Raw genomic sequence first — 26,522 nt, forward strand, 5'->3', positions numbered from 1 at the left:
ATCTAAGGATATTTTGGCGCGCTATAGAGAGCTTCATGCTCTTATTTCTGGATCGACAAGGAAGCCAGATGTCCCCTATGAAGTTCCTGAAGCTCCTGGCGCGCCCGTTCCGCAACGGACTGGCTGCGGCGGTCGCCATCGGGTTCGCCGGCGCGGCGCAAGCCGAGAAGCTGGACGAGGTGAGAATCGACTTCGCCTACTACAACCCCGTCAGTCTGGTATTGAAGGAAAAAGGCTGGCTTGAGGAAATCCTCGCCAAGGACGGCGTCAAGGTGCGCTGGGTTCAGTCGCAGGGGTCCAACAAGGCGCTCGAATATCTGAACGGCAAGAGCATCGATTTCGGCTCCACCGCCGGGGCGGCGGCTTTGCTCGCGCGCATCAACGGCAATCCCGTCAAATCGATTTATGTCTATTCGAAGCCCGAATGGACGGCGCTGGTGACCCAGGCCGGATCGCCGATTCAGAAGGTCGTCGATCTGAAGGGCAAGCGGATCGCCGCCACGCGGGGAACCGATCCGCATATTTTCCTGATCCGCACGCTGGCCGACAATGGCCTGACCGAAAAGGACGTGAAGATCGTCCTGCTCCAGCATCAGGATGGCCGCCTGGCTCTGGCCAAGGGAGACGTGGACGCCTGGGCGGGCCTCGATCCGCTGATGGCGCAGGCCGAACTCGAGGACAAGGAGCGCATATTTTACCGCAACGCCGGCATCAACACCTGGGGCGTCCTGAATACGCGCGAGGACTTCGCCGCCGATCATCCCGACGTGGTGCTCAAGGTCCTGCAGGCCTATGAAAAGGCGCGCGCCTTCGCACTCGCGAATCCCGCCGAATTGAAAAAGACCATCGTCGAGCAGGCCAAGTTGTCGGACGCCGTCGCCGCACGCCAGTTGGAGCGGACCAGCCTGCAGACCGCCGCCATCGGCGAGGTTCAGAAGAAGACCATCGAAAACGCCGGCGTCGCGTTGCAGCAGGCCGGCGTCGTGGGCCCGGAGGTAAACGTCCCCGCCGTCGCCGCCGCCCTGATCGAACCGTCCTTCGGCGCCAAGCTGGGCATCAAGTAAGCCGGTGTCCGACATCGCGCAGGAAGCCGAACCTGCAACGCCGCGCGCAGCGGCCTTTGGACCTCTCTTCCCGTCCGGATTGTCCTGGCTGGCCGGCCTGATCCTTCCGGTCGGGATCGCATTGGCGTGGGAGGTCGCGGTGGCCCTGAAGTGGGCCGACGGCCGCCTGCTGCCGCCGCCAAGCGCCATTTTCGCCGCCCTGGCCGCCCTGACCAGGAGCGGCGATCTGGCCCTTCACGTCACGACGACGCTCCAGCGGGTCGCGCTGGGTTTCGGCCTCGGCGTCGCGGCGGGGACCTTTTTCGGCGCTCTTTCCGGCTATTCGACGCCGGTGCGGCGCCTGATCGACCCCACGCTCCAGGCATTGCGCAACATTCCCTCGATCGCCTGGGTTCCGATGTTCATCCTGTGGTTCGGCATTTTCGAAACCTCGAAAGTGATCCTGATCGCGGTCGGCGTGTTCTTTCCCATCTATCTGACCCTGTCGGGCGCCATTCTCGGCGTAGACCGCAAACTCGTCGAGGTCGGCCGCATCTTCCGCTTCAGCCATCGCCAAATGATATTGCGCATCCTTTTGCCCGCCGCGCTGCCCTCCTACATCCTCGCCCTGCGCTCGGGCCTCGGGCTGGGATGGATGTTCGTCGTCGCGGCCGAGTTCATGGGCGCGGAATCGGGACTCGGCTTCCTGCTGGTCGACGGCCAGCAGACGGGACGCCCAACCGTGATCCTGGCCTCCATCGTCTCCTTCGCCATTCTTGGCAAGCTGACCGACTGGCTGCTGGCTTCGGCGACCTCGCCGCTCCTGCGCTGGCAGGACAGTTTCAAGCCGGCGGAGTGAGGCGTGCTTGACATCGTCAACGTCTCCAAACGGTACCCGAATGGCCACCTGGCCTTGTCCGGCTTGAACCTGAGCGTCGGCAAGGGGGAAATCCTCGCCATCGTCGGCGGATCGGGCTGCGGCAAGAGCACGCTGCTGCGACTGCTTTCGGGCCTTGATGGGCCGAGTTCCGGCGAAGTCACGCTGAGCGGTTCGGCCATCGAGTCGCCCCGCTCGGAAATCGGCCTTGTGTTCCAGGAACCGCGGCTGATGCCCTGGCTCAGCATCGAGGACAATATCGCCTTCGGCATTCTCGGCCTTCCCGCCGAGGTGCGCGCGACGCGGGTGCGCGAGGCGCTCGAGCGCGTCGGTCTCGCCGCTCACGCGGGAAACTGGCCGCGCGAACTCTCGGGCGGGCAGGCGCAGCGCGCGGCCCTCGCCCGCGCCCTGGTGGCGCGGCCCGAGGCGCTGCTGCTCGACGAACCTTTCTCGGCCCTCGACGCCCTGACCCGGAGCGACCTCCAACAGCATCTCCTGGATTTGTGGGTCTACGACCAGCCGACGATGATCCTCGTGACTCACGATATCGAGGAGGCCTTGTTCCTCGCCGACCGGATCGTCGTCATGCAACCCAACCCGGGCCGAATCCGCTCCGAGTTCCGTCCGCAGCTGGCGCGGCCGCACGATCGTCTCGACCCGGAATTCCAGGTTTGGAAATCCAGTCTGCTGGCCGAGTTGGGCCACGCGAGCCGCCGTCAAACCGGCGAGGAAACCTTCCCCGCCGCCGCAATCTGACCTGAGCCTCCAATGCCCGACGAAATCTATCCCATTCCCACCGGCTTCGCGGAACGCGCCCGCGTGAATGCGGAGGACTACCGCCGCCGCTACCGCGCCTCGATCGAGAACCCTGACGCCTTTTGGGCCGAGGAGGCGAAATTCCTGCAATGGATCAAGCCCTTCAGCCGGATCAGCGACACCAGTTTCGACGCCCGCGACCTGCGAATCCGCTGGTTCGAGGACGGAACGCTCAACGCTTCCGTCAATTGCGTCGATCGTCATTTGCCCGGAAAAGCCGACTGCGCCGCCATCCTGTGGGAGGGCGACGCGCCCGGTGAAAGCCGTGTCGTGACCTGGGGCGAGTTGGCCGACAAGGTCAACCGCCTCGCCAACGTGCTGAAAAGCCTTGGCGTCGCCAAGGGCGACGTCGTCACCATCTACCTGCCGGTGATCCCCGAGGTCATGGTGGCGATGATGGCCTGCGTGCGCATCGGCGCTGTTCATTCGGTGGTGTTTTCGGGCTTCTCGGCGGAGGCTCTGGCCAGCCGTATCGCGGACGCGCAGGCCAAGGTCCTTGTCACCGCCAATGAAGGCCATCGCGGAGGACGCGCGCATCCCCTCAAGCACAACGCCGACGAAGCCCTGAGAGATCAGCCTTCGGTCAGGCATGTTGTCGTGATCAAGCGAAGTTCGGCCGACGCGCCCTTCACGCCTGGAAGGGATCTCTGGTACGACGAAGCGGTCGCCTCCGCCGCGCCGTGGTGCGAACCCGTCGAAATCGGCGCCGAAGATCCGCTGTTCATCCTCTATACGTCCGGTTCGACAGGCAAACCCAAGGGCCTCGTGCATACGACCGGCGGTTATCTCACCCATGCCGGAACGTCCTGGCGAAACATTTTCGACTGGCGCGAAGGCGACGTGTTCTGGAGCACGGCCGATGTCGGCTGGGTCACCGCCCACACCTACAAGATCTATGGTCCACTGCTGAACGGCGCCACCAGCGTGATGTTCGAGGGCGTGCCGACCTGGCCGGATTCGTCGCGCTGGTGGTCGCTGATCGAGAAGCACAAGGTCAGCATCTTCTATACGGCGCCCACGGCGCTGCGCTCGCTTATGAGGGAAGGCGACGGCCCCGTGCGCAAGCATGACCTGTCGTCGCTGCGCGTGCTCGGTTCCGTCGGCGAACCGATCAATCCGGACGCCTGGCGCTGGTTTCATCGGACGATCGGCGGCGGGCGCTGCCCGATCGTGGACACCTACTGGCAGACCGAGACCGGCGCAGTGCTGCTGACGCCTTTGCCCGGCGCAGTTCCCAATAAGCCGGGCATGGCGGGCAGGCCCTATTTCGGCGTCCGCCCCGAAGTGGTCGATGCGCGGGGCGCCGCGCTGGAGGGTCCGGCGTCGGGCAATCTATGCTTCCGGGGCAGTTGGCCGGGACAGGCGCGCACCATCCTGAACGACCGCGAGCGCTTCATCCAGACCTATTTCGCGCCTTACCCGGGCCGCTTCTTCACCGGCGACGGCGCCGCCCGGGACGAAGACGGCTATTACCGCATCTCCGGACGCGTCGACGACGTCGTCAACGTCTCGGGCCACCGTCTTGGGACCGTCGAACTGGAAAGCGCCATTGCGTCGCATCCGGCGGTTACCGAGGCGGCGGTCGTAGGCTATCCCCATCGAGTGAAGGGACAGGGAGTCTTCGCCTATGTCACCCTGAAGGAAGGGGTTGCGGAAACCGAACCGCTGCGCCGCGAGATCATGGGCTGGGTGCGCGCACGCATCGGTCCCATCGCCAGCCCGGACATCATCCAATGGTCGCCCGCCCTGCCTAAAAACCGCGCCGGCAAGATCTTGCGGCGCATCCTCGCCAAGGTGGCCGCCAACGATTTCGAGGATTTCGGCGACGTTTCGACGCTTGCCGAGCCTGCCGTCGTAGAGGACATTGTCAAGCGCCGCCAGCAGGCCCTCGCAATCAAGGAAACAGCATGAACACCGGGGAACCGAAGGCGCTCATCGACCGGTTCGTCAAATTCCAGACGCTCGCCAAGCCGCCGCGCCTCGAATTTTCGGTCAGCCGAAATGGCTGAGCGCGGACTTCGGCCGGAGACGCTGGCGGCGCAGACCCTCGCCGGCGTGGACGCGGCCACCGGGGCCATCACTCCCCCGATCCACCCGTCGACGACCTACGAGCGGGACGCCGACCTCGGCTATTCACGCGGCGCCTGTTACTCGCGGGCGGATAATCCCACCTACGCCGTCGCCGCCAATACGCTCACCGCGCTCGAAGGCGGCGCCGACAGCCTATTGTTCGCCTCGGGCATGGCTGCGGCTACGGCCGTATTCCAGGCCCTCCAGCCGGGCGACCATGTGCTCGCGCCCAGCGTAATGTATTGGGCCCTGCGCTCCTGGCTCCTGGGCTTCGCCACGCGATGGGGCCTCGATGTCGAACTCGTGGACGCGTCCGACCTCGCGGCCGTCAAGGCGGCGCTCCGGCCCGGCAATACCAGCCTCGTCTGGTTGGAAACGCCGGCTAACCCGCTGTGGACGGTCAGCGACATCGCGGCGATCGCCGAATTGGCTCATGCTGCGGGCGCTCGCCTGGCGGTGGATTCCACCGTCGCGACACCGGCGCTGACACGCCCGCTCTCGCTCGGGGCGGACCTGGTAATGCATTCGGCGACCAAATATTTGAACGGCCATTCCGATGTCGTGGCCGGCGCGCTGACCTGCGCGCGCGAGGACGACTTCTGGGCGCGCATCATGCAGATACAAGCGCAGAATGGAGGCGTGCCCGGACCTTTCGAGGCCTGGCTGTTGCAGCGCGGCTTGCGCACCCTTTTTCCAAGGGTTCGCTGGCAGTCGCAAAGCGCCCTGACGCTGGCGCAGGAGCTTTCAGCCCACGCATGCGTCACACATGTCTTCTATCCCGGATTGCCCGACTTCCCCGGGCATGAGGTCGCGCAGCGGCAGATGCGCGGCGGCTTCGGCGGCATGCTCTCCATGCGCGTCCGGGGTGGACGCGAGGCCGCCGTGGCCGTGGCGGCGAAGGTCAGGCTCTGGAAGCGGGCGACGTCGCTGGGCGGAGTGGAAAGCCTGATCGAGCACCGCGCCAGCATCGAGGGCCCCACCTCGCCGGTCCCGGACGACCTGTTGCGGCTCTCGGTGGGTGTCGAGGCGACGGAGGACCTGCTTGACGACCTGCGCGACGCGCTCGAAAGCTGAGCGCGGAAGAAACAAGACGTATTTCCGGTGTGGGCCATCGACACGAAGTGGAAGCGGATATCCGCCCGGATAGATGATCCAAAGCAAGGTGTTAGCCAAGGCGACGTCTACCAGATGATGGCCTATGCGCATCTATACAAGGCACCGCGCTTGACGCTTCTCTAACCCTATCACCAAGGTCTCGGTGAGACTGATGGAATTCAGGCCAAGTATATGATCACGGGGCAGGAGACCGTCCTGGAGACGGTGAGCGTCAATCTGGCAAATTTGAAATCGTCAGTGCAAAAAATAAATATCCTAGTGTCTCTAAATAATATTGATGATAGTCTGAAAGTTGATTATCGGGCCTCAGCTTGATGAATTCGGATTGCTAGCGCCCATTTTGGATTTGCCGATGCGGCGCATGAAGTGATAAATCATCTGCTCGAAATGACGAGCATCTTGGTGACCAGTCGTTCGGTGTCGTCGGAATTCAGAAGGATGCTGACTGTCCGTGCCATGGCCGCAAACTCGCACGCCTCCGAGAATTTGTGAATACTATGAATGCCTCAATGCATTAGGGACCTATCGTTTTTGGCGCTCGGGCGCCGAAGCGGATCATGCTGGCGATGTCGAGGACGCGTCCGCCAGGAACGAGCGAAATCGAGGCATTGCGTTGCGCAAGAATGATCGGCACGATTGACCCGTGAAATAGATCATCTGACGCCCGCTGCCCGATCGAATGCATCGTCCATCATCCTCAGCGCAGGGAGACGCGGGAGCAATTGCAGGAGAAATATTCCCGGCTGACGGGCGAGGGCGGCTGAAAATCTTCCGCGAGCGAGATCTGGCGCTGCGCGCCGCGCGCGCTTTCGAAAAGGCCCGGCCCTTCGTGATGCCGCAACTCGCAGCTTGCAATCGGGGCGCCATTTCGGCTGATCGAACCCTCGGCTGGTCCCGCCATCCGCTCGCTCAGCGGATGGAGGCCCCGAAACAAGGCTTTGTCGCACTTGTTGGCGATCTCCTGCAAACGGGCCGTTTCTGCCTGCCTCTCATGGCGCTTTGTGTGTCCGTTGTCGGCCGAGAACCGTGGGATGTCAGGTTTCCGTTTCATCGGCCGCTTCGGAAGCCGATGGACGAATTTCCGCCCTGGGTCGCGATTCCGTATTCGCAACGCGAAATACCATCGGCCCTTGAAAAGGACCGATGGTATTACGACCCTTGAAGGGGCGCTATCGCTGTTTGCCGTTCGCCGCGCCCGAATTCAAGGAGAGACTTGATGAATAAAATTATCGCCAAAAAATCGGATTTGGAGCAGCAGAACTACCCAAGGCTGACCGATCCGGTGTCTGGCAAGCGCACCGACATCGAGGGCGCCGCCGGACGGATCGCCCTCTACAACCGCGAGGGCGACGCCGCCCTCGCCCCGTTGCTGCTGATCCACAGCGTCAACGCCACCCCCTCGGCCTATGAGGTCAAGCCGCTGTTCGATTACTATGCCGGCAAGCGGCCGGTCTACGCGCTCGACCTTCCGGGTTTCGGACAGTCCGACCGCAGCGATCGCGTCTATACGATCAAACTCATGACCGACGCGATTCACGCCGCGGTCGACAAGATCCGCGCCGACCATGCCCGCGCAGTCGACGCCTTGGCGTTGTCGTTGTCGTGCGAGTTCCTCGCCCGCGCCGCGCTGGAGCGGCAGGCCAATTTTCGAACCTTGGCGTTCGTCAGTCCGACCGGCTTCGAACGCCGGGCGCGCGACGACGCCGGCGGCGGCAATCGCGGCATGCCCTGGCTGCACTCGGCGCTCAATATCTCGCTGTGGAGCCGCGGCCTGTTCGAATTGCTGACCAGCCGATCCAGCATCAAGTACTTCCTCAAGCGGACCTTTGGCTCGCAGCAGATCGACCAGGGGCTGTGGGACTATGCCTACCTCACCACCCATCAGCCGGGCGCGCAACACGCGCCTTATTATTTCGTCTCCGGTTATCTGTTCAGCATGGACGCGTTACGGCTCTATGAGGGCCTGACCCATCCGGTCTGGATGACGCATGGCGTGCGCGGCGATTTCGTCGACTACCGCCACCAAAACCGGGTCGAAGGCCGCGCCAACTGGAGTTTCGAAGTGTTTCCCACGGGCGCTTTCCCGCATTTCGAAACGCCCGACGCCTTCACCCGCGCCTATGACGGATTCCTGAAGCGCGCTGACGAGACGACCGGCGCGGCGCGCAATGATGTGGCGGCGGCCGAATGAATTCACACGGTTTGAAATGTGGTGGTTGGGGGGCGATCACCCGACGCTATATCCATCTGCCCGCGCAGGGAGTCCGGCGGGAATTCATTTGCCAACCGCCTGCCCTGCGGGGCTGGGCGAAGCCGTCAGCATTTCGCTGATTTGCCACAGGCGGCGGTTCGCTTCCGGGTCGAGCGCTTGGGCGGGCGCCGGGATCGTCTTGCGGTCGCCGAAATACTGGCCGCTCGCGTCCGCCAGTTCTGGCGCATTGGCGACATACAGCACCCGACGCGCCGCCTGCTCGGCGGAAGGGATCGCCCAGCCCAGCAGTCGGGCGACAAGCTTCCAGAAGAGGCCCTGGGCGCCATCGGTTCCGCCCAGGTTCGATTTGAATACGCCCGGGAATACGCAATTGACCGTCACGCCGCCGTCCTGCAGCCGGCGCGCCAGTTCGAAGGTGAAATGCAGGTTGCCGAGCTTGGACTGGCCGTAAGCCTGCATCGTGCGATAGGTGCGCCGGTCCCAGTTCAGATCGGAGAAATCCAGAGCCGTGTTCATGCGTGTGCCGACGTTGACGATCCGCGCCGGAGCGCTCGCCTTGAGGAGATCCAGCAGCAGGCTGGTCAGGATAAACGGGCCGAGGTGGTTCACGGCCAGCGCGCACTCGATGCCGTCGGGGCTTAGCCGCCGCTCCGGGAAGGCCGTGCCGGCATTGTTGACCAGCAGATGCAGATGCTCGAAACGTGCGCACACCGCTTGCGCCAGGGCGCGGATCGCTGACTGGTCGGCCAGATCGGCGACGAAAAGATGCAGATCCTCATTGCCTGTGGCGGCGCGGATTTCCTCCAGCGCCGCGGCGCCCCGCGCGCGGTCGCGCGCCACGAGGCCAACCCGCATCTCCATTGCCGCCAACGCCTTGGCGATGGCTTTGCCCAGGCCCGAGTTGGCTCCTGTGACCAGGGCGGTTCTTTTCCCCTCGGCGCTTGTGCTCATCGGTTTTTCCTGTTCGCGGGATGCAGGTTCGACATAGCCGTCATTATGCAGCGCTTGAGCCGCTTTGTGGGGGCACGATGTGGTTTTTGTGGCCTTGGAGCGCGCTTTCACGCGGCTCGTTCTCTCCCGCGGCGTCCATCCGGCGCCGTTCACGGCCGGTGAAGAAGTTCGGGCCGGCAGTGGCGGCCGTTAGAAATCGACGCTAGTCGCCGGCTCGGCGCCATCAACCGACATTGCCGGATACCCGTGACGACAACGCCTGCTGCCGACCGCAAATAACGACCTGAGGGCCATGATGATGAAACTGACTTCTGCTTTGCTGGCGGCCGCGCTGGCCTGCGCACTGCTCGCCGGGTCGCCGGCCCGGGCCTCGACCTTGCTCGACCTGATCGACGCGCCCGATCAAGTCACCACGCCCTATGTTCTGTCCTTCACCGCCTCTGCACCTCACATGATGTGGTGGAAATTTTCTGAGAAGGGCCTGTGGGCGGAACTCCGCACATTGCGGAACCCCCGGCCCGTCGGCTGGGGGCGGTCACCGCATCCTCTTCGGTTTATAGTCGAGTTGCGAGACTTGACCCTAACCCGGGAACGACACGATGACCGACGATACAATGGCATTTTTCAATTTGGTGCGCGAGCGCGGTGGGGAGGATCTGCTGAAAGATCTCGCCGAAGCGGTCTTGCAGAAACGCGCGCGATGCACCCCTCGTTCGTCTCGCCTTTCAGGCGAGCCGCCTTCTCCCACCTTAGGGCGTTCGAAACAACGCCCGCCTAACGTCGGGCTATGGAGAGAAGAGGCGCACGGCCATATAAAGCTATTCCTGAATCAAGTCCGCCGCTTTCTCGCTGGCGACAAAAGTCTTCCCCCGGAACGTCACGCTCTTCAGCCGCAATCCGCCCTTGTCGTCGAAAGCGTCGGGGCGCAGTTTCAGCTCGCCCTCCTCCAGCCTCAGGCCCAGCAAGGCGTGGGCGGCGGAAGTCATGCGCGCCGCCGCGCCCGAGTACCATGACCAGCCGCCGCGTCCCGCATAGCCGGGGCCGTCATAGACGTCCGCCGGCTGCTGGTGCGGCGGGAGGCCGTAAAAGTCGATTTTTTCCGGCCCGGTCTTGGTCAGGGGCGACAGCGACAGCCAGACTTCGAAGGCGCGGGAAAAATCCTTGCGCGCCTGCGCCTCGTCGCCCTCGGCCGAAGCGGTCTCGCCGAGCCGGACCAGCGCATCGACGAACCACGACGAGCCATGGGAATATTGGCCGCCATTCTCGCGCACGCCGGGCGGGTAATCGGCGCTGCGGCCGGGGAAGGGTTTGGAATTCTCGTCATAGGGCGGCGTGACCAGCAGCACGCGGTCGCCCTTGTCGAGTCCCGCCAGCCCGTTTTCCAGCGCCTCGCGCCCCTTTTCGCCGGACGCCGCGCCCGACAGCGCCGGCCAGGCCGAGGACATGGCGCCGAGCGGCCGGAATTCCGAGCCATCGTCGGCGAAGGCGCGCACGAAGCGGTCGCCGCGCCAGCAAAGATCGAGCGCCGCTTCGAGATTGAGCGCGCGCGCGCGAAAAGCCTCGGCTTGGCCGTGCAAGCCTTGCGCCTCCGCCAGAACGACGAAACGGGTCAGGATGTCGAACAGGAAAAACCCGACCCAGACGCTTTCGCCGCGCCCGCGAAAACCGACGAGATTCATGCCGTCGTCCCAGTCGCCGGCGCCCATCAGCGGCAGGCCATGGGCGCCGAAGCGATCGAGCGTGTGCTGGATCGCGCGCAGGCAATGTTCCAGCAGGCTGGCGCGCTCGCGCGAGGGCAAGGGCGAGATCACATGGCCCTCGACCCCGGGCGGCACGGGGGCGCCTTCGACGAAGGGCAGGATTTCGTCGAGAATGGCGCGGTCGCCGGTCGCCGCGACATAGCGCGCCGTAACATAAGGCAGCCAAAGATGCGGATCGGAGGCGTGGGTGCGCTCGCCAATGGCGACGCCGCCCTGGGGCGCCTCATGCCACCATTTCAGCACGTCGCCTTCGACAAATTGCTGGCTGCCGTGCAGAAGAATCTGCCGGCGCGCCAGTTCCGGCGCCAGCAGGATCAGCGGCAGCACGTCCTGCAACTGGTCGCGGAAACCGAAGGCCCCCGAACGCTGCGACGGGCCGGTGCGGCCCCACAAACGCGCGGTCAGCAATTGATAGGGCAGCCAGTCGTTGACCAGACGGTCGAATTCCGGGCGACTGGTCTCGATCCGCAAGGCGCCGAGCGTCTCGTCCCAGAAATTTTCCAGAAGCCCGAGCTTTTCACGGGCGAAAGCCACTTCAGAGGCGCGGGCGGCGAAAGCCTGCGCCGCTTCGAGCGTCGCCGCCGCGCCCAGCGCCACGCAAATTTGCGCGCTACCGCCGGGGGCCAGGGTAATCATCCCCGAAAACCCGGCGGCGCGGCGTCCGTCGTCCACGGCGCCGGCGTCGGCATGGCCATGTTCGGCGAGGTAGGGCACGCGCGCATCGGCTTTGAGCCGTCCCAAAATCCGGGCGCGTGCAAATTCGCTGCAATCGGCGTCGAGCGAGGTCGAGACGAAGGCCCAGCCGCCGACGAATTCATTGCGCGGATTGGCGAAATAGAGCGCCTTGCCGGACGGGTCGGTCTCGGCCTGCAACGCTCCCAGCGAATCCGGCGGGGTTTCCGCGAGGACGATTTCGAGCATCGGCGCGATGCGGTAGATCTGCTCCCGGTCGGTCCGGTTGTGGAGGGTCAGCAGCAGCAGTTGCGCCGGCTCGTCCGGCGCGATCAGCAGGATCTGTTCCAGCCCAAGGCGCGCGCTTTCGCTGGTGTAAAGCACGGCGCCGCGTCCAAAGCGGGCGTCGTAACGCGTATCGGGGCGACGCAGCGGCAAAAGCGTCGCGGCGTGGACCTCGCCGGTCTCCTTTTCGACGACGAAGATCGCCTGGCCGGGCGGCGCATTGCGGCCCTCGCCCATGCGGAACGGCGTCAGGCTGTTGGCGCGGGCATTGCGGTAAAAGGCGAAAATATCGCCATCGTGGGTGGCCACCGCGCCGAGCCCGTGCGGGCCGGCCATGACATGGGCGAAGGGGCGCGGCGCTCCGGGCGCGGTCCGGAGTTCGCGCCCGTCCGGCGAAAAGGCGAAGCGCTCGCCCCCGCCTGCCGCCGCCGGCGTGAGTGCGCGCGTTTGCGCGAAAATTTCGGCCAGAGCCTCGGGCGGCAGGGCGGCGCCCAAATGCCGTTCGATGGCCTGCGCGGCGGCGGTCTCGTCTGGCGCCCAGCCGTCGAGGTAGGTCAGCTCCACCGCGCCATCGACCGGCAGATCGACTTCGAGAGCCAGGGCGGCGCAAGGGTCGAAGCCATAGAGCAGGCCCTGGTCGGCGGGATCGCGCAGGCTGGAGCCGTGCGTCAGGCTGTCGGGTCCGCGCCGCTGGCCCAGTCCGAAAAATTGTGCGCGAACGTCCTCGTAGCCGATCAGCCGCACGTCGTCGCTCTGGCGGACAGCATGGAAGGCGATTTCGCGCGACAGGCGCTTGCCGGCGAAATCGCCGGCCTGGTTCTTGAGCAGCCGGTTGCGCGCGAAAATGGCGCCGAGCCGCCGCGCGAAAACCGTGCCGACATGCAGGCCGTTATAGGCGGCGTCGCGCCGCTCGACGCCGCCCTCGTTCATCACCCATTCGCGGTAGGAGGCGATGCGCAATTTTCTCGAAGTCGACGCGAGGTTGGTCAGCTTGATCCGCCACAAGGCCAAGGATTCCCCGGCCGCCATTTCGACTTTCGCCTCGCAGCGCAGCGCATATTGTTCGCCGTTCAACGAAGCCTCTACCGGCGAGGTCGCGGCGAAGGCGCCGAAGCCGCGCCCGGTCGGCGCCATCGCGAGCGACCAAAGTCTGGGCGCATGATGCTCGGGCGCCTCGGAGAAATAGACAAAGGCGCCGCGCGGCGTGATCGGGTCTTCGAAGGCGCGCGTCATGTCGATCGGCGGGCCCTGCCGCGCCGCCGTTTCGACGCGCAGGAAGCTCTGGCCATCGGGCCATAGATCGAGACTGAGCAGGCCATTGCCGAGCACGCTCGAAGCGAAGCCGCGGGCTTTGGCGCCGGGACGGGTGAGCATGAAAATCGTCAGCGCCAGACAGAGTCCGAGCAGGAACAGGCCATAGCCGAGCAGCAGGGAGATCACCGGCGTCGTCCCGGCTTTTTGCGCGGCCTCGGCCGCGGCCCAGGCCTTGTCCCATTCCGCGCCGCGCGGAATATAGAACGGAATGAGCAGCGGCGCCCAGGTGCCGAAGCGGCGGACGGCTTCGGGAATGGCGCGCGAACGCCCCCTGGCGCCCAGGAAGCGCGCGGCGCTCTCGTCCGCCATGTCGCCGCCGACAAAGGACAGGTTGACCAGCGTCGCGACGCGCAGGCCCATGTGATCGAACCAGATCAGCACGCGCAGCCAGTCATAGGTGAGCAGGGCGGTGAAGACCGACAAGCTCCAGTCGCGAAACTGCGACGGCGGCAGCGCCGTATTCATATAGGCGGCGACGCCGGTGCGGATCAGTCCGTCCTGATTATACCAGGTCGGGTCGGGCGCGACTTTGAGGAAGGCGTAGATGATCGGGGCCATCCACAGGCCCCAGCGCAGCACCACAATGGCGTTGTCGGCGAGTTTGCGTACGCCCTCGGCGCTGAACAATTCGCGGATCGGGGCGAGATCGCGCTTCAGCAGCGCCGTGAGGAAGAACAGGTTCACGCTGAACAGCGGCGCGGCGAAAATCCACTGGATCACGCCCGACAGCGATTCCAGATAGAAGAGTTTGACCCCGCCATCGACCAGCCCCAGATTGGTCGCGCCCCATTTCGAGAAAAACGGCGTGATCGCATAGGGAATTTCCGCACCTCCGGCGGCGGCGTAATTGACCGTGACGTGATCGTTGAAATGGGCCTTGACCACCGCCAGCTGGCCGACGTCGAAATACCAGCCGACGGCGCCGCCGACGACGCCGCCGACCAGCACGCCGAGCGAATAATCGCGCCAACCGCGGATTTTTTTGCGCAGGCCGGCGGCCATGTCGGAAAAATCGCGGTAAAGCAATGCGCCGACGTAGGCGAGGGCGCCGAAGGCGAAGCCGAAGAGGAAACGCTCGCCGCCAAACGCCGCCGGCAGGTCTTGCCGGAAGGCGATCAACAGGCCGACGCCGACAATGGCGCCGCAGACGAAATTGCCGGCGCCTTGATAGGCGCGCGACAGCCTTTTGACGAAGGGCGGCGTCGAATCGGTGGATTCGAGGATCGTGCGCGCCAGCGGGAACAAGGCGACGCCGGCCAGCGCCGCGCCAATCGCGCCGGAACCCAGGAACACCGCGACCGCATCCGGTTGCGCGATGAAACTCTGCACGGCGAGCAGCAGCGCGACGAAGACGAAGCCGTACACCGCGCCCTTGCCGGCGCCCGACCGCCAGTAGAAATAAAGTTTCGGCGCCACCGGCGGCGCGTCGTGCAAAATGTCGCCGAGCACGCCGGTCGCGAGATAGACCTGCGCCCAAAGCCCGGCCTGCGCCAGCGCCGCCGCCAGAGCCGCGATGAGGATGCGCAAGGGTGGAAACAGCCCGGCGACCTCGGCGAGCGAGCCGAATGCGGCGAAGGGCGGCGTAGCGGCGGCGGCAAAGGCCGACAGCAGCAAAATCAGATGCAGGCGCGTCCCCGGCCCGAGCCGGCGGCCCATGGCGACGCAGGCGCCATGGACGATGGCCTCATTGACGACGAACAGCAAGGCGCCGCGCAAGACGACCCGCGCCAAAGGCAAGGCCTGGCCGCCGAAAAGCGCAGCCGCGGCGCGCTCCAGCAACGGCGAGCCGAGCGCCAGCAGCAGATTGAACAGGAAGGGCAGCAGGAACAGCGCCAGAGAGGAGGCAAGGCCCAGGCGCGCGCCGCGCGTCAACGCAATCACCGCCGCCGCGAGATAGAGCCCGGCGGACACCAGCACGCCGGGATGCGACAGGCGCAACAGATCCAGCGCATTTTGCGGCGCGGTCCAGATCGGCAGATCGGGCGCGGCGGCGAGGCCCAAAGCCGTCAGCGCCGCGAAATCGACCGCGAAGGCGGCGCCGGCGCCGCGTGTTCCACTCCGGGAAACGCCGGTCTTTCCGGCCAGCGCGATGGCGAAGCCTTGCAGGGCCAGCGCGCCGAGCGCGCCGCCGTAAAGGGCGAAAGTCGCCCCGCCCTTCGGCAGCAGCCAGAGCGCGGCGAGCAGCATGCAGGCGCTGGCGAAGCGCAGCACGCCGCCGGGCGCCGAGGCGAGGATCTTGCTTTGCGGAGAGGGAGCCAGCATGCGGAGCTTTCGGTCGGGACAGGTTTGCGGCAGAACTTTAAACAAACAGCGCCGACGAATCGACCTTGTTCGTTCTATCCTATCAGCCCTGTCGGCGAACTTGTGCTATTGAGCCAAAAGGCCAACCCTCGACCTGAAACGCCGCGAAATGGCGCTCCCCCCGCCGCCGCGCCATTCCAAACCGCGCCTCTTCCGGAGCCGACATGCAATTTTTTCTGATCGTACTCGCCGGATTTGGCGCCGGCTTCATCAACGCTTTGGCCGGCGGCGGCTCGTTTCTGACCTTTCCGGCGCTGCTGGCGGCGGGCCTGCCGGCCATCGACGCCAACGCCACCTCGACGGTGGCGCTGTTTCCGGCGCAGGTGGCGACGACCTACGCCTATCGCGACACCTTGCGGCAATCGCTGGACGACCCGCGCATAAACGGCAAGCTTATGGCGATCATTTCGCTGGTCGGCGGCCTTGCCGGCGCGCTGTTGCTGCTGGCGACGCCGGAAAGCATTTTCGAGCGTTCGGTGCCCTTTCTGCTCGGCGGCGCGACGCTGGTCTTCGCCTTCGGCATGGTGATGCCCAAGAATGCCGAAAAACAGTTGCTCGGGCCCGCCGGAATCCTGATCGCGCAGGTTCTGGTGTCGATTTACGGCGGCTATTTCGGCGGCGGCATCGGCATATTGATGCTGGCGGCGCTGACGCTTTACGGGCTGCGGGACATTGTGCTGATGAACAGCCTGAAAATGCTGCTGGCCTCGCTGATGAACGCCACCGCCACCGCCACCTTTGTATTGTCGGGCCGCGTGCACTGGCTGGAGGCAATCATTCTCTCCGCCGGCTCTATCGCCGGCGGCTTCGCCGGCGCCCATGCCGGCTCGCGCATTCCCCCGCTCTATGTCCGCCTGTTCGTGATTGTCATCGGCGTGGTGCTGAGCATTCATTTCTATCTCAAATCCGCCTGATCGGGAGTTCTCGATGACCGCCTTGCCAACCTCCATGCGCGAAGTGTTTTTCGACGGCGCCGGCGGACCCGAAGTGATCTTTTTACGCGAGGCGCCGGTTCCGGCGCCGGGTCCGGGAAAAGTTCTGGTCGAGGTCGTCGCCGCCGGAATCAACCGCCCGGACTGTATCCAGCGCGCCGGCCTCTATCCCGCGCCGCCGGGCGAGAGCCAGATTCCGGGCCTCGAAATCGCCGGCCGCGTCGTTGCGCTTGGCGAGGGCGTCGCGGCGCCGGCTCTGGGCGATGAAATCTGCGCCCTGGTCGGCTCCGGCGGCTATGCCGAATTTTGCGTCGCCGACGCCGCGCTCTGCCTGCCAAAGCCGAAGCCGCTGAGCCTGACCGAGGCGGCGGGCGTCCCGGAAACCTTTTTTACCGTTTTCGACAATGTGTTTACCCGGGGGCGGCTGGCGCCGAATGAGAGCTTTCTCGTCCATGGCGGATCGAGCGGCATTGGCTCGACCGCGATCCAGCTGGCGAAGCTTTTTGGTTCAACGGTTTTCGCCACGGCGGGATCGGCGGAAAAATGCGCCTTCTGCCTGAATTTGGGGGCCGACGCGGCGATCAATTACCGCGAGAAGGATTTCGTCGCCGAGGTGAAAGCGCTGACGGGCAAGAAGGGCGTCGATGTCATTCTCGACATGGTCGGCGGGCCCTATCTGCAAAAGAACCTTGCTGCGCTCGCGCCTGACGGGCGGCTGGTGCAGATCGCTTTTCTGCAAGGCAGCAAGGTCGCGGAATTCGATTTCATGGGCATGATGCTCAAGCGCCTGACCCTGACCGGTTCGACCCTGCGCGCCCGCCCGCTGGCGGTGAAGGCCGGGATCGCCAGCGCTTTGCGCGAAAAAGTCTGGCCTTTGCTCGACAGCGGCGCGGTCAGGCCGGTCGTGCACGCGACTTTCCCGCTGGAGCAGGCCCGCGCGGCGCATGAGTTGATGGAAAGCTCGGCGCATCTGGGGAAGATCGTGCTGGCGACGGGAAAGTAATTTCCAGCCCGCGAAGCAGCCTGAAAGCGCGATTTCGCAACCTCGTCCCTCATCGTGAGGAAGCCTTCGCGGGGCGTCGCAAGACGCCCTGCGAAGGCTGTCTAGAACCATGGGCGGCAGCCGAATCGTTGGGATGCGCAGCTGAAACATTCGTGGCCGACGTCGTCCTCGCCATTCGAGACGCTTGCTAGGGCAGGCTCCTCAGGAAGAGGGTATTCGTTCTTGAATTCAGATGTTTAGTGAATCTTTTTCTAGCGGGTTGAAGCCTTACGGAACCAGCTTGCGACCACTGGATTGCCGCGTCGCTTCGCTCCTCGCAATGACCGCGCCGGGGGCGCGCGGCGCAAAAAACTCACCCCAGCCGCACCGGCAGAATCTCGGCGGAAAGCTGCACCTGGTTGCCGAGGCCGTAATAATAATAGGCCGGGCGCGACACCAGCCGCAGGAACAGGAACAGCTTGAACCGCAGCATCCGCCAAAAACCCATTTTCCGCGCCGGCAGCGGGTTATCGTTCGAGACATGGACGATCCAGCGGCGGCGCGTCGTCGGCAGGTCGATCTGCTTGTGGCGGGCGAGATCTTCGAGCCATTTTTCGACGTCCGGCTCCTCCATGAAGCCGAAACTCAGCGACACGCCCATCACCCCGCCCCTGTCCGCCTCGCGATAGAAGGTCGTGACCTTGTAGCGATTGTCGCCGACATAGGGCGCCTTGAGATGGGTGATCTCGACAAACACCAGATGGCGCGGCAGCACGCCATAGCGGTCCCACAGCATCTGCATCAGCACCGGAACGCGATCTTCCAGCGAATTCAATTTCTTGGGCGACATGACGAGCGCGTTGCGCTCCATGAAATGGGTGCTGGCGCGGTGTTTCTCGACCAACTCCCCGAGCGTCATGGCGTCCCTTTCCTTGTAGGCGGCGAAGGTCGCCTTGCGGCCCCAGCGCCAGGTCGTCATGACCGCGAAAACCGCGAGGCCGACCAGCAGCGGAATAAAGCCGCCCTCGAAGAATTTCATCGTCGAGGCGAGCAGAAAGACGCCGTTGAACGCCGTCAGCCCGCCCCAGACCAGCGCCGTCCGCCCCACGCCCCAGCCAAAATAGCGGCGGGCGACCGCATACATCGCCATCGAGGTGATGACCATGACGCCCGACACCGCGAGACCATAGGCCCCCGCCAGCGCCCCCGCCGAGCCGAACGACACGACGAGCAGGACGCAGCCGCAGAACAGCGCCCAGTTGATGAAGGGCACATAGATCTGGCCGGCGTGGTCGGCATGGGTGTGATTCAGGGCGATGCGCGGAAACAGGCCGAGCCGGATCGCCTGCAGGGTCAGCGAGAAGGCGCCGGAAACCAGCGATTGCGAGGCGATGATCGCCGCCACCGTCGCCAGCGCCGCGAGCGGATAAAGCAGGTCGGGCGGCGCAAGGCTGAAAAACAGCATGCCGCCGACGGTCGGCGCGCCGCTCAGGAGATGCGCCCCCTGCCCCAGATAATTGAGCAAAAGCGCGGGAAAGACCACGGCGAACCAGCCGAGGCGGATCGGCGCGGCGCCGAAATGGCCAAGGTCGGCATACATAGCCTCCGAGCCGGTGACGACCAGCATCACCGCGCCGAGAATGGCGAGACTGCCGAAACCGCCGGCCTCAATCAAGAAGCGCAGCCCATGGACCGGATTGAAGGCGGCGAGGATTTCCGGATAGGCCAGAACCTGCCGCGCCCCGAGCACGGCGATGACGGCGAACCACAAGGCGACGACCGGCCCGAAAATCTTGCCCAATCCCGCCGTGCCCCGCGATTGCATCGCGAACAGGCCGGCGAGCAGCGCCAACGTGATCGGAATCACCGCGCCGCCAAGCGCCGGCGTGGCCACCTGAAGGCCGTCGACAGCGGAAAGCACGCTGATCGCCGGGGTGATCATGCCGTCGCCGAGCAGCAGACCGGCGCCGAGCATCAGCGACCACAGCGTCAGCCCGGCGAACCGGCTGTTGCGGTCGTGCAGCAGGCCATAAAGCGCGAAAACCCCGCCCTCTCCCTCGTTTTGCGCGCGCAGCGCCAGCAGCGCATATTCGATCGCCCCGATTACGGTCAGCGCCCAGAGCACCAGCGAGACGCCGCCGAGCACATTTTCGGCCGTCCGCGCCATGTCGGGATGGAAAATCTGATCCATGGCGTAAAGCGGGGATGTGCCGATGCCGCCGTAAACCACGCCGAGCGCGCCGAGCGACAAGGACGCCAGACCGCCGCGCGGCGCATGGGCGCTCTCCGCCGCCGGGCGTTTCGGCAAGGCGTCGGCGCGACCGTGCAGGCTGGCGGGAAATGGCATCGCGCCCCCTTTTGTCGCGGCGGGAAAGTGTCCGGGCCATCATGCGCGCAACCGAGGCATTAAGGAAATGACATGGATCACGGTCGCTTCAGCAAGCGGCGTTCAGTCCGGGCGCAAGTTCGGGCTGCAGTCCTTGAAAGCAAAGCCGCCGGGCTGGCGTCAACGATTTTCGAGATCGCCGAACTCCGCATAGGCCGCGACCAGCGCCAGGATCACGTCGCGGGATTTGGCGTCGCGGATTTTCGCGAAATCGGCGATCAAGCGCTCCTCCTGCGCCGCCGCCTCCTCAGGCGTCCGTGGCGTTGCGGATGTTTCAAACCGCTGCGCCAGTCCGGCGTAAAATTCGGTTGGCGGGGCCCGCAGGATTCGAGAGAACTGGCGCATGGTTTCGGCGGAGACGCGCTCGCGGCCCTCCTCGAACGCCTCCAGGCGCGATGCGGCAATGCCCAGCCTGCGCGCCATATCCGGGGCGTCCATGCCGCGCGACAGGCGCAACTGCCGCAACCGGCTGCCGACATGGCGATCGATGAAATTCGGCATTCTCATGGGCTTTCAAACCAATGCGGTCCTCACGTCGAGGCGCTGCGACCATTACTTCCTGCGTACAAGGATTTGTTTCGACGAGGCTCGCCTTCTTGAGCGCCAGGACACCCTCTCTTGCATTGGATACATAACATAATACCTGTACAGGACAAGTTAATCAGATCTTAATCATGAATATCCGCGAACAATTAGTTAAGTCAACTCGGTAATTGCCGAAGGGTTCAAAACGACAAATGGCATGCATGCCGAAAAGAGCCCTCCGCGCCGCCCTGGTCGGGCGACTACGCGTTACGACAGTAGATCAAGTGAAACCAAATGGATAGATAGATTTCTCAAACGGCGGCCGTTTCGACCATCGCCGCGTCGAGACAGAAGGAGCCATCGGCCTCAACCGCGAAAAACGCGCGGGTCCGGGCGTCGGCTTTGGTCTGCAACAGGCGGATGGCCTGCGCCACCGGCGCCGGCGTGCGCATCCGCTCGGTCCAGACCGCGAAATCCATGCGCAGACGCCAGGTCTTGCAGGAGCGGACGCCGAAACCCGCCCGCGCCAGTGCGCAACACCATTCGTCGAGCGCGTAATCGCGCACATGCGAGGGATCGCGCAGCAGTTCGACCGCCTGCAAATGGGTGTCGAGCATCGCCCGTCCCGGCGAAACGATGTCGATGAAGACCGCCGGCGCGCCGGCGCGCAACACGCGCCGCGCCTGACGCAAGCCTGCGGCGAAATCGCGCCAGTGATGGGCGGAGAAGCGGCTGGCGAGAAAATCAAACGCGTCGTCGGCGAAGGGCAAGTCTTCCGCTGCGGCCTGCACGGTTTCGATATTGGCGAGGCGCTTATCGCGCGCCGTTTGGGCGACGACCCGCAGCATGTCCGGGGACAGGTCGACCGCCGTCACCCGGCCCGCATGGCGCGCCAAGCAATAGGCGACATGGCCGCCGCCGGTTCCCAGATCGAGCGCGCGGGCGGGCGCGGCGGCGGCGCCCAGTTGGCCAAGCGCGTCGAGATCGGCGCCGCCCGCATGAACCGCGCTTTCGACATAGGCCTCGGCGCGTGGACCGAACTGGCCGACGGTCAAGGCGTAGTGGCTTTGCAACATATTTTCCCGTTCGTCCATTATCGCGACGCGTCGCGACAATGGAATCCCTCGCATCAACTCGGCGGCGCATTCGCTCCTAACCAAATTCCGCCCTGCGGGATTTGGTCTGAAGACCTGTCTATTCGCCGCGCCATTGCGGCTGGCGCTTGGCGAGGAAGGCTTCCATGCCTTCCTGGAAATCGGCGCTGCGATAGCACATCACCACCAGATCCTCGCCGGTTCCCACCGGCGGACGCAGCCGCGCCAAGGCTTCCTTGGTGGCGCGCAGGGTCAGCGGCGCATGGCCCGCCACCGTTCGCGCCAGGCTTTCCGCGCGACCCGGCAATTCCTCGTCCGCGACGATTTCGCCGACCAGGCCGAACATCTTCGCTTCTTCGGCGTCGATCAGGCGGGCGGTGAAAAACAGGTCCTTGACCCGGGCCGGCCCGATCAACGCGGCGAGCCGGGCGTAATTGGCGACCGACAGGCAATTGCCGAGCGTGCGGGCGATCGGAAAGCCGAATTTGGCGCCCCTGGCGGCGAGGCGCAGGTCACAGCAGGCGGCGATGGCCGCTCCGCCGCCGGTGCAGGCCCCGGCGATGGCGGCGATGGTCGGAACGCGGCATTGTTCGACCGTACTCAGCACACGCTCGATCTTGATTTCATAATCGACCGCATCCTGCGCCGATTGCAGGGCGCGAAATTCGGCGATGTCGGTGCCCGACGCGAAAGCCTTGTCGCCGGCGCCATAGATCAACAGCGCCTTGACGCCCGGATCGGCGCCGGCGCGGTCGCAGGCCTCGCGCAGATCCTCGTACATCTGAAACGTCAGCGCGTTGCGCGCCTGCGGCCGGTTGAAAATGAAATGGGCGATGTCGCCGCGAGTCTCGAAAATCGTGCTGTCGCTCAATGCGGGCGCTCCCTGAAGCATATTCCCAAAAAGCTGGAGACTTTTTTGGACAGAAATATGCGGTTAAAACAATTGTCCTCCCTTGATAGGCAAATCGGCAGGGTCGTTCAACTTTTTCCAACCCGCGCTTTTTCGCGCGGCGAAAATGGGCTCGGCTCCAATCTATTCAAGTATTTCCCGCCGCCAATAGGCCTTGGACGTACACATATTGTTCAATCGCCTCAAAGACGACGATTGGGTAAGCCGTGCTGCGCCATGTCTTTGATTGGCTTGCCTGAAAAAGAACCGGCGACGGGGCTTTCGAGCGCTTCCCCCAGCGTTTCGTCCGCCATTCGCATCACCGGCAAGGGCGGACGGCGCGAACGGGAAAGCCGCCAGAAGACGTCCCGCAAAACCGCTCCCGGTCAACCGGAGCGGTTCGACGAAAACAATATCCTTCAAGGAATAACCCTATGACCGACAAAAGCTTTGAATCGCCCAAGACCGTCAACCCGTTCGGCAATCCGGCGGCGGTCGGCCTGGGCGCCTTCGGCTTGACCACGCTGATGCTGCAATTTCACAATCTCGGATGGGTGGGACTCGCCCCGGTGATCTGGCTCGGCTTCTTCTTCGGCGGCGCGGTGCAGATGATCGCCGGGTATCAGGAACAGAAGATGGGCAATAATTTCGGCTATGCCGCCTTCACCAGCTATGGCGCCTTCTGGATTTCGCTCGCCGCCTATTTGCTTGGCTCGACTTCCGGCAACAAGATGCTCGCCCTCACCGAAAACGATCTCGGCTGGCTGCTGTTCGGCTGGACCTTGTTCACCGTCGGGCTCTGGTTCGCCTCGCTCTATGTATCCAAAGTCATGTTCCTGACCTTCACCACGCTGTTGATCGGCTTCGTCAGTCTCGTTCTGGTCAATTGGGGACATCCGGGATTGAAAAGCTTCGCCGCATGGGACCTGATCGTCTGCGCCCTGCTGGCCTGGTACATGATGTCCCACATCATCCTGCGCGGACTGTCGGGACGCGACATCCTGCCGGTCGGCAAGCCCTTAGCCTGACTTTCGCGAGCAATGCCGGGGCCCGGTTTTTCAGGTCGGGTCCCGAATGTCAGCCGCCGTGAAAATCGCCGACGCCCTTGTGCCTCGGCCGGGAAATGCGGACCCCTCTTTCCTTGAGATCCATGAGGCTGACATAGATCATCGCGGTCATCAGCGCGTCGGCGAAGGCGTCGTGCTGGTTGAACAGCGGCAATTTCATATCCTTCAGGATTTTGGCGAAGGTCAGGTCGATCTGGGTGCCGGGCGGCGCGTCGCCATATTTGCGCTCGTAATAAATTCTCGAAACCTCGATGCGCGGGTTCGGCAATTGCACGCCGATGAATTCCGCCACATGATTGTCGAGCATGGCGATGTCGAAATCGATGTAATAGCCCATCAACGGCCGGCCGCCGATGAACCGCAACAGCTCCGGCAGGACTTCGGCGATCGGGCCGGCGTTGGCCACATCGGCCTCGCGCAGGCCATGAATCTTGATCGCCTCGGGGCCGATGGCGCAACGCGGACGCACCACGGTGTTGAAAGCCTGGCTGGCGAGGATGCGGTCGCCGCGAATCTTGATCGCCGAAATGGAGATGATCTCGTCGCGGTTGCGGTCGAGGCCGGTGGTCTCGCAATCGATCGACACCACTTCGTCGGGCGGTCCCGGCTCGAACAGGAAACTATAGCGCTTGTCGGCGAGCGTCGCCTTGTCCATAGCCCTGAATAGCCAGCGCAGGGCCATGGGCGAACCTTAAAACATGTTCAGGTTGAAGTGGTGGCGCAACAGGTCGCGCAATTGCTTCACCACCTGGAAAGAATCGCGCAACAGGTCGCGATCCATGCTGGTCAGTTCGCCGGGGCGCAGCAAACTGCCGCTGGCCGCGGCGTCGAGCTGGGCGTCGAGCCGCAGAGTCTGAAGATAGTCGAGCGCCCGCGCCAGATCGCGCGAGAACTCCGGCTTGAGCGCGCCGATTTCGGCGAGTCTGGCCAGCCGCTTGAACGTATTGGTTTCTTCAAGCCCCTGTTCGATGGCCAGCGAACGCACGCCATGGACGATGGGAAAAATGCCGCCCTTTTTCAAGTCCAGCGCGTCGCCGTCACCCTCTTCCAGCTTGAGTCGGTTGAACAGGCCGATCGGCGGCTCGAAGGCTTCGATCGCCTTGGCGAACCGCCCGAAGAACACCCGCTCATGGGATGCTTTTTCAACCAGCGCCTGTTTGGCGCGCGCCAGCAGGCTCTCGTCGCCCGCCACCGCCGACGCGTCCGAAAAAATGGCGACATTCATCGCCGATTGTTCGTCCGGCGTCGTGATCCAGCGGCCGAAATCGGCGATAAAGTCGTCGATCGTGCGCGACCACAGCGGATTATTGACCATGACCTGGCCCGGACAGGGCGGAAAGCCGAAATCCGCCAGGGCGCCGGAAAATTCGTCGCGGAATTTCTGCAGCGCCGTCGGGTCCACCGGCTCGGACAGGATCAATCCATTATCCTGATCGGTGCGCACCGCCTGCTCGCCGCGCCCCTCGCTGCCCATCACGATCAGGCAGCATTTGTTGAGCAACTCCGGCGGACAAAGCAGGTCGAAAAGCTTGGCGAACAGGCGGCGGTTGAGGTCGGAGACGATTTCCGCCACCACTTCGAACTTGACGCCCTGACGGCGCAGCGGCCGAATCTGCCCGCCAATCTGCCCGGCGGCGGCGGCAAGCTCGGACAGGGTCGCGGCATGGTCGATGCGCCCGCCGACGAGTTGCGAATTGCCGGCGAAAAAACTCAGGAGATTGATGTCTTCGAGAATGCCGACAAAATTCTCGCCTTCCTTCACCACGAGCCGGCGCTTGTTGTGCTTGGTCATCAGCAACAGCGCCTGCGAGATGAAATCGTCCGGCGCGACCGTGACCATGTCGAATTGCGCGATCGCCCCCACCGGATCGTCGATGGTCATGCCCTTGAGCACCACGGCCTTGGACAGGTTCATGCCGGTGACGATGCCGATGCGTTCGCCGTCCTTGACCAGCAGCGCATTGCAGTCGATGTCGCGCATGATGCGTCCGGCCGAGGCGATCGGCTGGACCGAATCGATGATCGCCGCCGGCAAGAGAAACAGGTCGCGCACCCGCGCCCGCATGATGTTTTCGATCTGCGAGGATTCGTCCTGCTGCGCCATCGCATCGAGCTTGCGCGAAATATCGATATAGAAGAAAGCCCCGAAACGCGGATTGCCGTTGATCAGGTTCAGGAGATCGTCGCGCGGCGCCAGGGCGCAGAGGGTTTCCTCACGGGCGACGAAAGTGCTGACGCCGGCGCCTTGAACCAGCGCGCGGCTGTCGAAAAAATCCTTTGGCCCGAGCAGTCCGAGCAACTCGCCCTGCGCGCGCTCTTCGACGGTGCCCTTGACGATGATATAGAGCCCTTCGGGCGGCGCGTCCTCGCCGATGATCGTCTGGCCCGGCCGGAAATAGGCCACGTCCATCGCCGCGCGAAGGCTTTCCGCTTCCTCGAAAGTCAGCCGGTCGAATGGCGCCGTCGCCGCATCGAATAAGGGATTCATGACGATTTCTTCGCCGGACTCCCGGCGAGGCTCTGAAATTATTCGCAGAAAGGCTCAAGCGATGGGCCGCGCGCCAATCGATGCGGCAAGGGCGCGGCCGAAGCCGCGCCCCTGTCGTGCTTTAGTGCGCCGAAGCGCTGGTCGCGCCGATGCCCGTCTGCGAACGCACATATTGGGCGTCGAAACCGGCACGGTCTTCCGCGCCGCGCCGGCTCGAGTCGAGCTTCGAGAACAGCCAGATGCCGCCGAAGGCCAGCGACATCGAGAACAGCGCGGGATTGCTGATCTGGAACAAGGCCGAACCCTTCGGATTGCCCAGCGTCGCTTCCCACACCGCCGGCGAGAAGATAACGCCGATCAGCGCCGAGATCAGGCCGAGGAAGCCGCCGATGACGGCGCCGCGCGTGGTCATGCCGCGCCACATGATCGACATCAGCAGAACCGGGAAGTTGCACGACGCCGCGATCGAGAAGGCGAGGCCGACCATGAAGGCGACGTTCTGCTTTTCGAACACGATGCCTAGCACCACCGCGATAATGCCAAGGACCACGGTCGCAATCTTCGAAACGCGGATTTCGTCCTGTTCGTTGGCTTTGCCTTTCTTGACCACGGTGGCGTAGAGGTCGTGGCTGATCGCCGAGGCGCCCGCCAGCGTCAGACCCGACACGACCGCGAGGATCGTGGCGAAGGCCACCGCCGAAATGAAGCCGAGGAACAGATTGCCGCCGACCGCGTCGGCGAG

The 26,522-nt window shown here is 64.3% G+C and carries 20 protein-coding genes and 1 pseudogene; 11 read left to right on the plus strand and 10 right to left on the minus strand.

All coding sequences use genetic code 11. From position 1 onward, the window contains the following. Positions 1 to 68 precede the first annotated feature (68 nt). From QZY01_RS03935 to QZY01_RS03960, 6 genes are all read left to right on the plus strand, one after another. Positions 69 to 1,064: an aliphatic sulfonate ABC transporter substrate-binding protein gene (locus QZY01_RS03935; RefSeq protein WP_294533615.1), complete on the plus strand. Its 996-nt coding sequence runs from the start codon at positions 69 to 71 to the stop codon at positions 1,062 to 1,064. A gap of 4 nt (positions 1,065 to 1,068) precedes the next feature. Further along, the gene (locus QZY01_RS03940) at positions 1,069 to 1,902 is read left to right on the plus strand and encodes an ABC transporter permease (RefSeq protein WP_294533616.1); all 834 of its coding nucleotides are present in this window, start codon (positions 1,069 to 1,071) and stop codon (positions 1,900 to 1,902) included. A 3-nt stretch (positions 1,903 to 1,905) separates the two neighbouring features. After that, the gene (locus QZY01_RS03945; RefSeq protein ID WP_294533619.1) at positions 1,906 to 2,676 is read left to right on the plus strand and encodes an ABC transporter ATP-binding protein; all 771 of its coding nucleotides are present in this window, start codon (positions 1,906 to 1,908) and stop codon (positions 2,674 to 2,676) included. A gap of 12 nt (positions 2,677 to 2,688) precedes the next feature. Further along, positions 2,689 to 4,647 carry an acetate--CoA ligase gene (acs, locus tag QZY01_RS03950; RefSeq protein WP_294533621.1) on the plus strand — a complete coding sequence of 653 codons (1,959 nt, stop codon included), beginning with the start codon at positions 2,689 to 2,691 and terminating at the stop codon, positions 4,645 to 4,647. 90 nt (positions 4,648 to 4,737) lie between these two features. Then, on the plus strand, positions 4,738 to 5,880 hold the full coding sequence (locus tag QZY01_RS03955) for a PLP-dependent aspartate aminotransferase family protein (RefSeq protein WP_294533623.1): 1,143 nt from the start codon (positions 4,738 to 4,740) through the stop codon (positions 5,878 to 5,880). 27 nt (positions 5,881 to 5,907) lie between these two features. Beyond that, positions 5,908 to 6,045 (plus strand): hypothetical protein, encoded by a 138-nt coding sequence (locus QZY01_RS03960; protein ID WP_294533625.1) that lies wholly within the window; start codon positions 5,908 to 5,910, stop codon positions 6,043 to 6,045. A 574-nt stretch (positions 6,046 to 6,619) separates the two neighbouring features. Here the strand turns inward: QZY01_RS03960 and QZY01_RS03965 are convergent. After that, complete coding sequence (locus QZY01_RS03965) at positions 6,620 to 6,889, minus strand: hypothetical protein (RefSeq protein WP_294533627.1); 270 nt, start codon at positions 6,887 to 6,889, stop codon at positions 6,620 to 6,622. 249 nt (positions 6,890 to 7,138) lie between these two features. Here QZY01_RS03965 and QZY01_RS03970 point away from each other — a divergent pair, with 249 nt between their 5' ends. Continuing rightward, a complete protein-coding gene (locus QZY01_RS03970; protein ID WP_294533628.1) occupies positions 7,139 to 8,113 on the plus strand; it encodes an alpha/beta hydrolase in 975 nt (324 codons plus the stop codon). A gap of 84 nt (positions 8,114 to 8,197) precedes the next feature. Here QZY01_RS03970 and QZY01_RS03975 read toward each other — a convergent pair whose 3' ends face one another. Both QZY01_RS03975 and QZY01_RS03980 read right to left on the minus strand, forming a co-directional pair. Further along, complete coding sequence (locus QZY01_RS03975) at positions 8,198 to 9,085, minus strand: SDR family NAD(P)-dependent oxidoreductase (RefSeq protein ID WP_294533658.1); 888 nt, start codon at positions 9,083 to 9,085, stop codon at positions 8,198 to 8,200. 818 nt (positions 9,086 to 9,903) lie between these two features. Next, entirely contained in the window at positions 9,904 to 15,378 is a 5,475-nt protein-coding gene (locus QZY01_RS03980) for a glycosyl transferase family 36 (protein WP_294533630.1), read from the minus strand. Between the two features lie 203 nt (positions 15,379 to 15,581). On the opposite strand from QZY01_RS03980, the gene QZY01_RS03985 reads away from it, so the two are divergent. Together QZY01_RS03985 and QZY01_RS03990 are read left to right on the plus strand one after the other, a co-directional pair. Continuing rightward, complete coding sequence (locus QZY01_RS03985; RefSeq protein ID WP_294533632.1) at positions 15,582 to 16,331, plus strand: sulfite exporter TauE/SafE family protein; 750 nt, start codon at positions 15,582 to 15,584, stop codon at positions 16,329 to 16,331. Positions 16,332 to 16,344: 13 nt separating this feature from the next. After that, entirely contained in the window at positions 16,345 to 17,352 is a 1,008-nt protein-coding gene (locus QZY01_RS03990) for an NAD(P)H-quinone oxidoreductase (protein ID WP_294533635.1), read from the plus strand. A gap of 352 nt (positions 17,353 to 17,704) precedes the next feature. Here the strand turns inward: QZY01_RS03990 and QZY01_RS03995 are convergent, their stop codons facing one another. The 4 genes from QZY01_RS03995 to QZY01_RS04010 form a co-directional block, all read right to left on the minus strand. Continuing rightward, the gene (locus QZY01_RS03995; protein WP_294533638.1) at positions 17,705 to 19,678 is read right to left on the minus strand and encodes a KUP/HAK/KT family potassium transporter; all 1,974 of its coding nucleotides are present in this window, start codon (positions 19,676 to 19,678) and stop codon (positions 17,705 to 17,707) included. Between the two features lie 159 nt (positions 19,679 to 19,837). Further along, positions 19,838 to 20,224, minus strand: a complete 387-nt coding sequence (locus tag QZY01_RS04000) for a helix-turn-helix transcriptional regulator (RefSeq protein ID WP_294533640.1) — start codon at positions 20,222 to 20,224, stop codon at positions 19,838 to 19,840. A gap of 329 nt (positions 20,225 to 20,553) precedes the next feature. After that, positions 20,554 to 21,336 carry a class I SAM-dependent methyltransferase gene (locus QZY01_RS04005; protein ID WP_294533643.1) on the minus strand — a complete coding sequence of 261 codons (783 nt, stop codon included), beginning with the start codon at positions 21,334 to 21,336 and terminating at the stop codon, positions 20,554 to 20,556. 100 nt (positions 21,337 to 21,436) lie between these two features. Then, positions 21,437 to 22,207, minus strand: coding sequence for an enoyl-CoA hydratase (locus QZY01_RS04010; protein ID WP_294533645.1), 771 nt, complete (start codon positions 22,205 to 22,207; stop codon positions 21,437 to 21,439). On the opposite strand from QZY01_RS04010, the gene QZY01_RS04015 reads away from it, so the two are divergent. Both QZY01_RS04015 and QZY01_RS04020 read left to right on the plus strand, forming a co-directional pair. Then, positions 22,163 to 22,663 carry a hypothetical protein gene (locus QZY01_RS04015; protein WP_294533647.1) on the plus strand — a complete coding sequence of 167 codons (501 nt, stop codon included), beginning with the start codon at positions 22,163 to 22,165 and terminating at the stop codon, positions 22,661 to 22,663. The two genes, QZY01_RS04010 and QZY01_RS04015, sit on opposite strands and share 45 nt — an antisense overlap. Beyond that, positions 22,660 to 23,253: an acetate uptake transporter gene (locus QZY01_RS04020; protein WP_294533649.1), complete on the plus strand. Its 594-nt coding sequence runs from the start codon at positions 22,660 to 22,662 to the stop codon at positions 23,251 to 23,253. Before QZY01_RS04015 ends, QZY01_RS04020 begins: the two co-directional genes overlap by 4 nt. A gap of 49 nt (positions 23,254 to 23,302) precedes the next feature. On the opposite strand, the gene QZY01_RS04025 is transcribed toward QZY01_RS04020, so the two are convergent. The 3 genes and pseudogenes from QZY01_RS04025 to actP form a co-directional block, all read right to left on the minus strand. Next, positions 23,303 to 23,974: a 3'-5' exonuclease gene (locus tag QZY01_RS04025; RefSeq protein WP_294533652.1), complete on the minus strand. Its 672-nt coding sequence runs from the start codon at positions 23,972 to 23,974 to the stop codon at positions 23,303 to 23,305. Positions 23,975 to 23,983: 9 nt separating this feature from the next. Continuing rightward, complete coding sequence (locus QZY01_RS04030) at positions 23,984 to 25,780, minus strand: putative nucleotidyltransferase substrate binding domain-containing protein (RefSeq protein WP_294533655.1); 1,797 nt, start codon at positions 25,778 to 25,780, stop codon at positions 23,984 to 23,986. A 121-nt stretch (positions 25,781 to 25,901) separates the two neighbouring features. Further along, positions 25,902 to 26,522: pseudogene (gene actP, locus QZY01_RS04035) on the minus strand (cation acetate symporter); the annotation flags it as partial.

It is taken from the genome of uncultured Rhodoblastus sp. (genome assembly GCF_903903185.1).
GTDB lineage: Bacteria > Pseudomonadota > Alphaproteobacteria > Rhizobiales > Beijerinckiaceae > Rhodoblastus.

Excerpts from the sequence above, each read along its gene's own strand:
- QZY01_RS03985 (WP_294533632.1), top strand. The coding sequence starts at position 15,582 with ATGCAATTTTTTCTGATCGTACTCGCCGGATTTGGCGCCGGCTTCATC.
- QZY01_RS03955 (WP_294533623.1), top strand. The coding sequence starts at position 4,738 with ATGGCTGAGCGCGGACTTCGGCCGGAGACGCTGGCGGCGCAGACCCTC.
- QZY01_RS03990 (WP_294533635.1), top strand. The coding sequence starts at position 16,345 with ATGACCGCCTTGCCAACCTCCATGCGCGAAGTGTTTTTCGACGGCGCC.
- QZY01_RS04025 (WP_294533652.1), bottom strand. The coding sequence starts at position 23,974 with ATGGCCCTGCGCTGGCTATTCAGGGCTATGGACAAGGCGACGCTCGCC.
- QZY01_RS03975 (WP_294533658.1), bottom strand. The coding sequence starts at position 9,085 with ATGAGCACAAGCGCCGAGGGGAAAAGAACCGCCCTGGTCACAGGAGCC.
- QZY01_RS03970 (WP_294533628.1), top strand. The coding sequence starts at position 7,139 with ATGAATAAAATTATCGCCAAAAAATCGGATTTGGAGCAGCAGAACTAC.
- QZY01_RS04030 (WP_294533655.1), bottom strand. The coding sequence starts at position 25,780 with ATGAATCCCTTATTCGATGCGGCGACGGCGCCATTCGACCGGCTGACT.
- acs (WP_294533621.1), top strand. The coding sequence starts at position 2,689 with ATGCCCGACGAAATCTATCCCATTCCCACCGGCTTCGCGGAACGCGCC.
- QZY01_RS04020 (WP_294533649.1), top strand. The coding sequence starts at position 22,660 with ATGACCGACAAAAGCTTTGAATCGCCCAAGACCGTCAACCCGTTCGGC.
- QZY01_RS03980 (WP_294533630.1), bottom strand. The coding sequence starts at position 15,378 with ATGCTGGCTCCCTCTCCGCAAAGCAAGATCCTCGCCTCGGCGCCCGGC.
- QZY01_RS03995 (WP_294533638.1), bottom strand. The coding sequence starts at position 19,678 with ATGCCATTTCCCGCCAGCCTGCACGGTCGCGCCGACGCCTTGCCGAAA.
- QZY01_RS04005 (WP_294533643.1), bottom strand. The coding sequence starts at position 21,336 with ATGGACGAACGGGAAAATATGTTGCAAAGCCACTACGCCTTGACCGTC.
- QZY01_RS03935 (WP_294533615.1), top strand. The coding sequence starts at position 69 with ATGTCCCCTATGAAGTTCCTGAAGCTCCTGGCGCGCCCGTTCCGCAAC.
- QZY01_RS04015 (WP_294533647.1), top strand. The coding sequence starts at position 22,163 with ATGGGCGATGTCGCCGCGAGTCTCGAAAATCGTGCTGTCGCTCAATGC.
- QZY01_RS04000 (WP_294533640.1), bottom strand. The coding sequence starts at position 20,224 with ATGAGAATGCCGAATTTCATCGATCGCCATGTCGGCAGCCGGTTGCGG.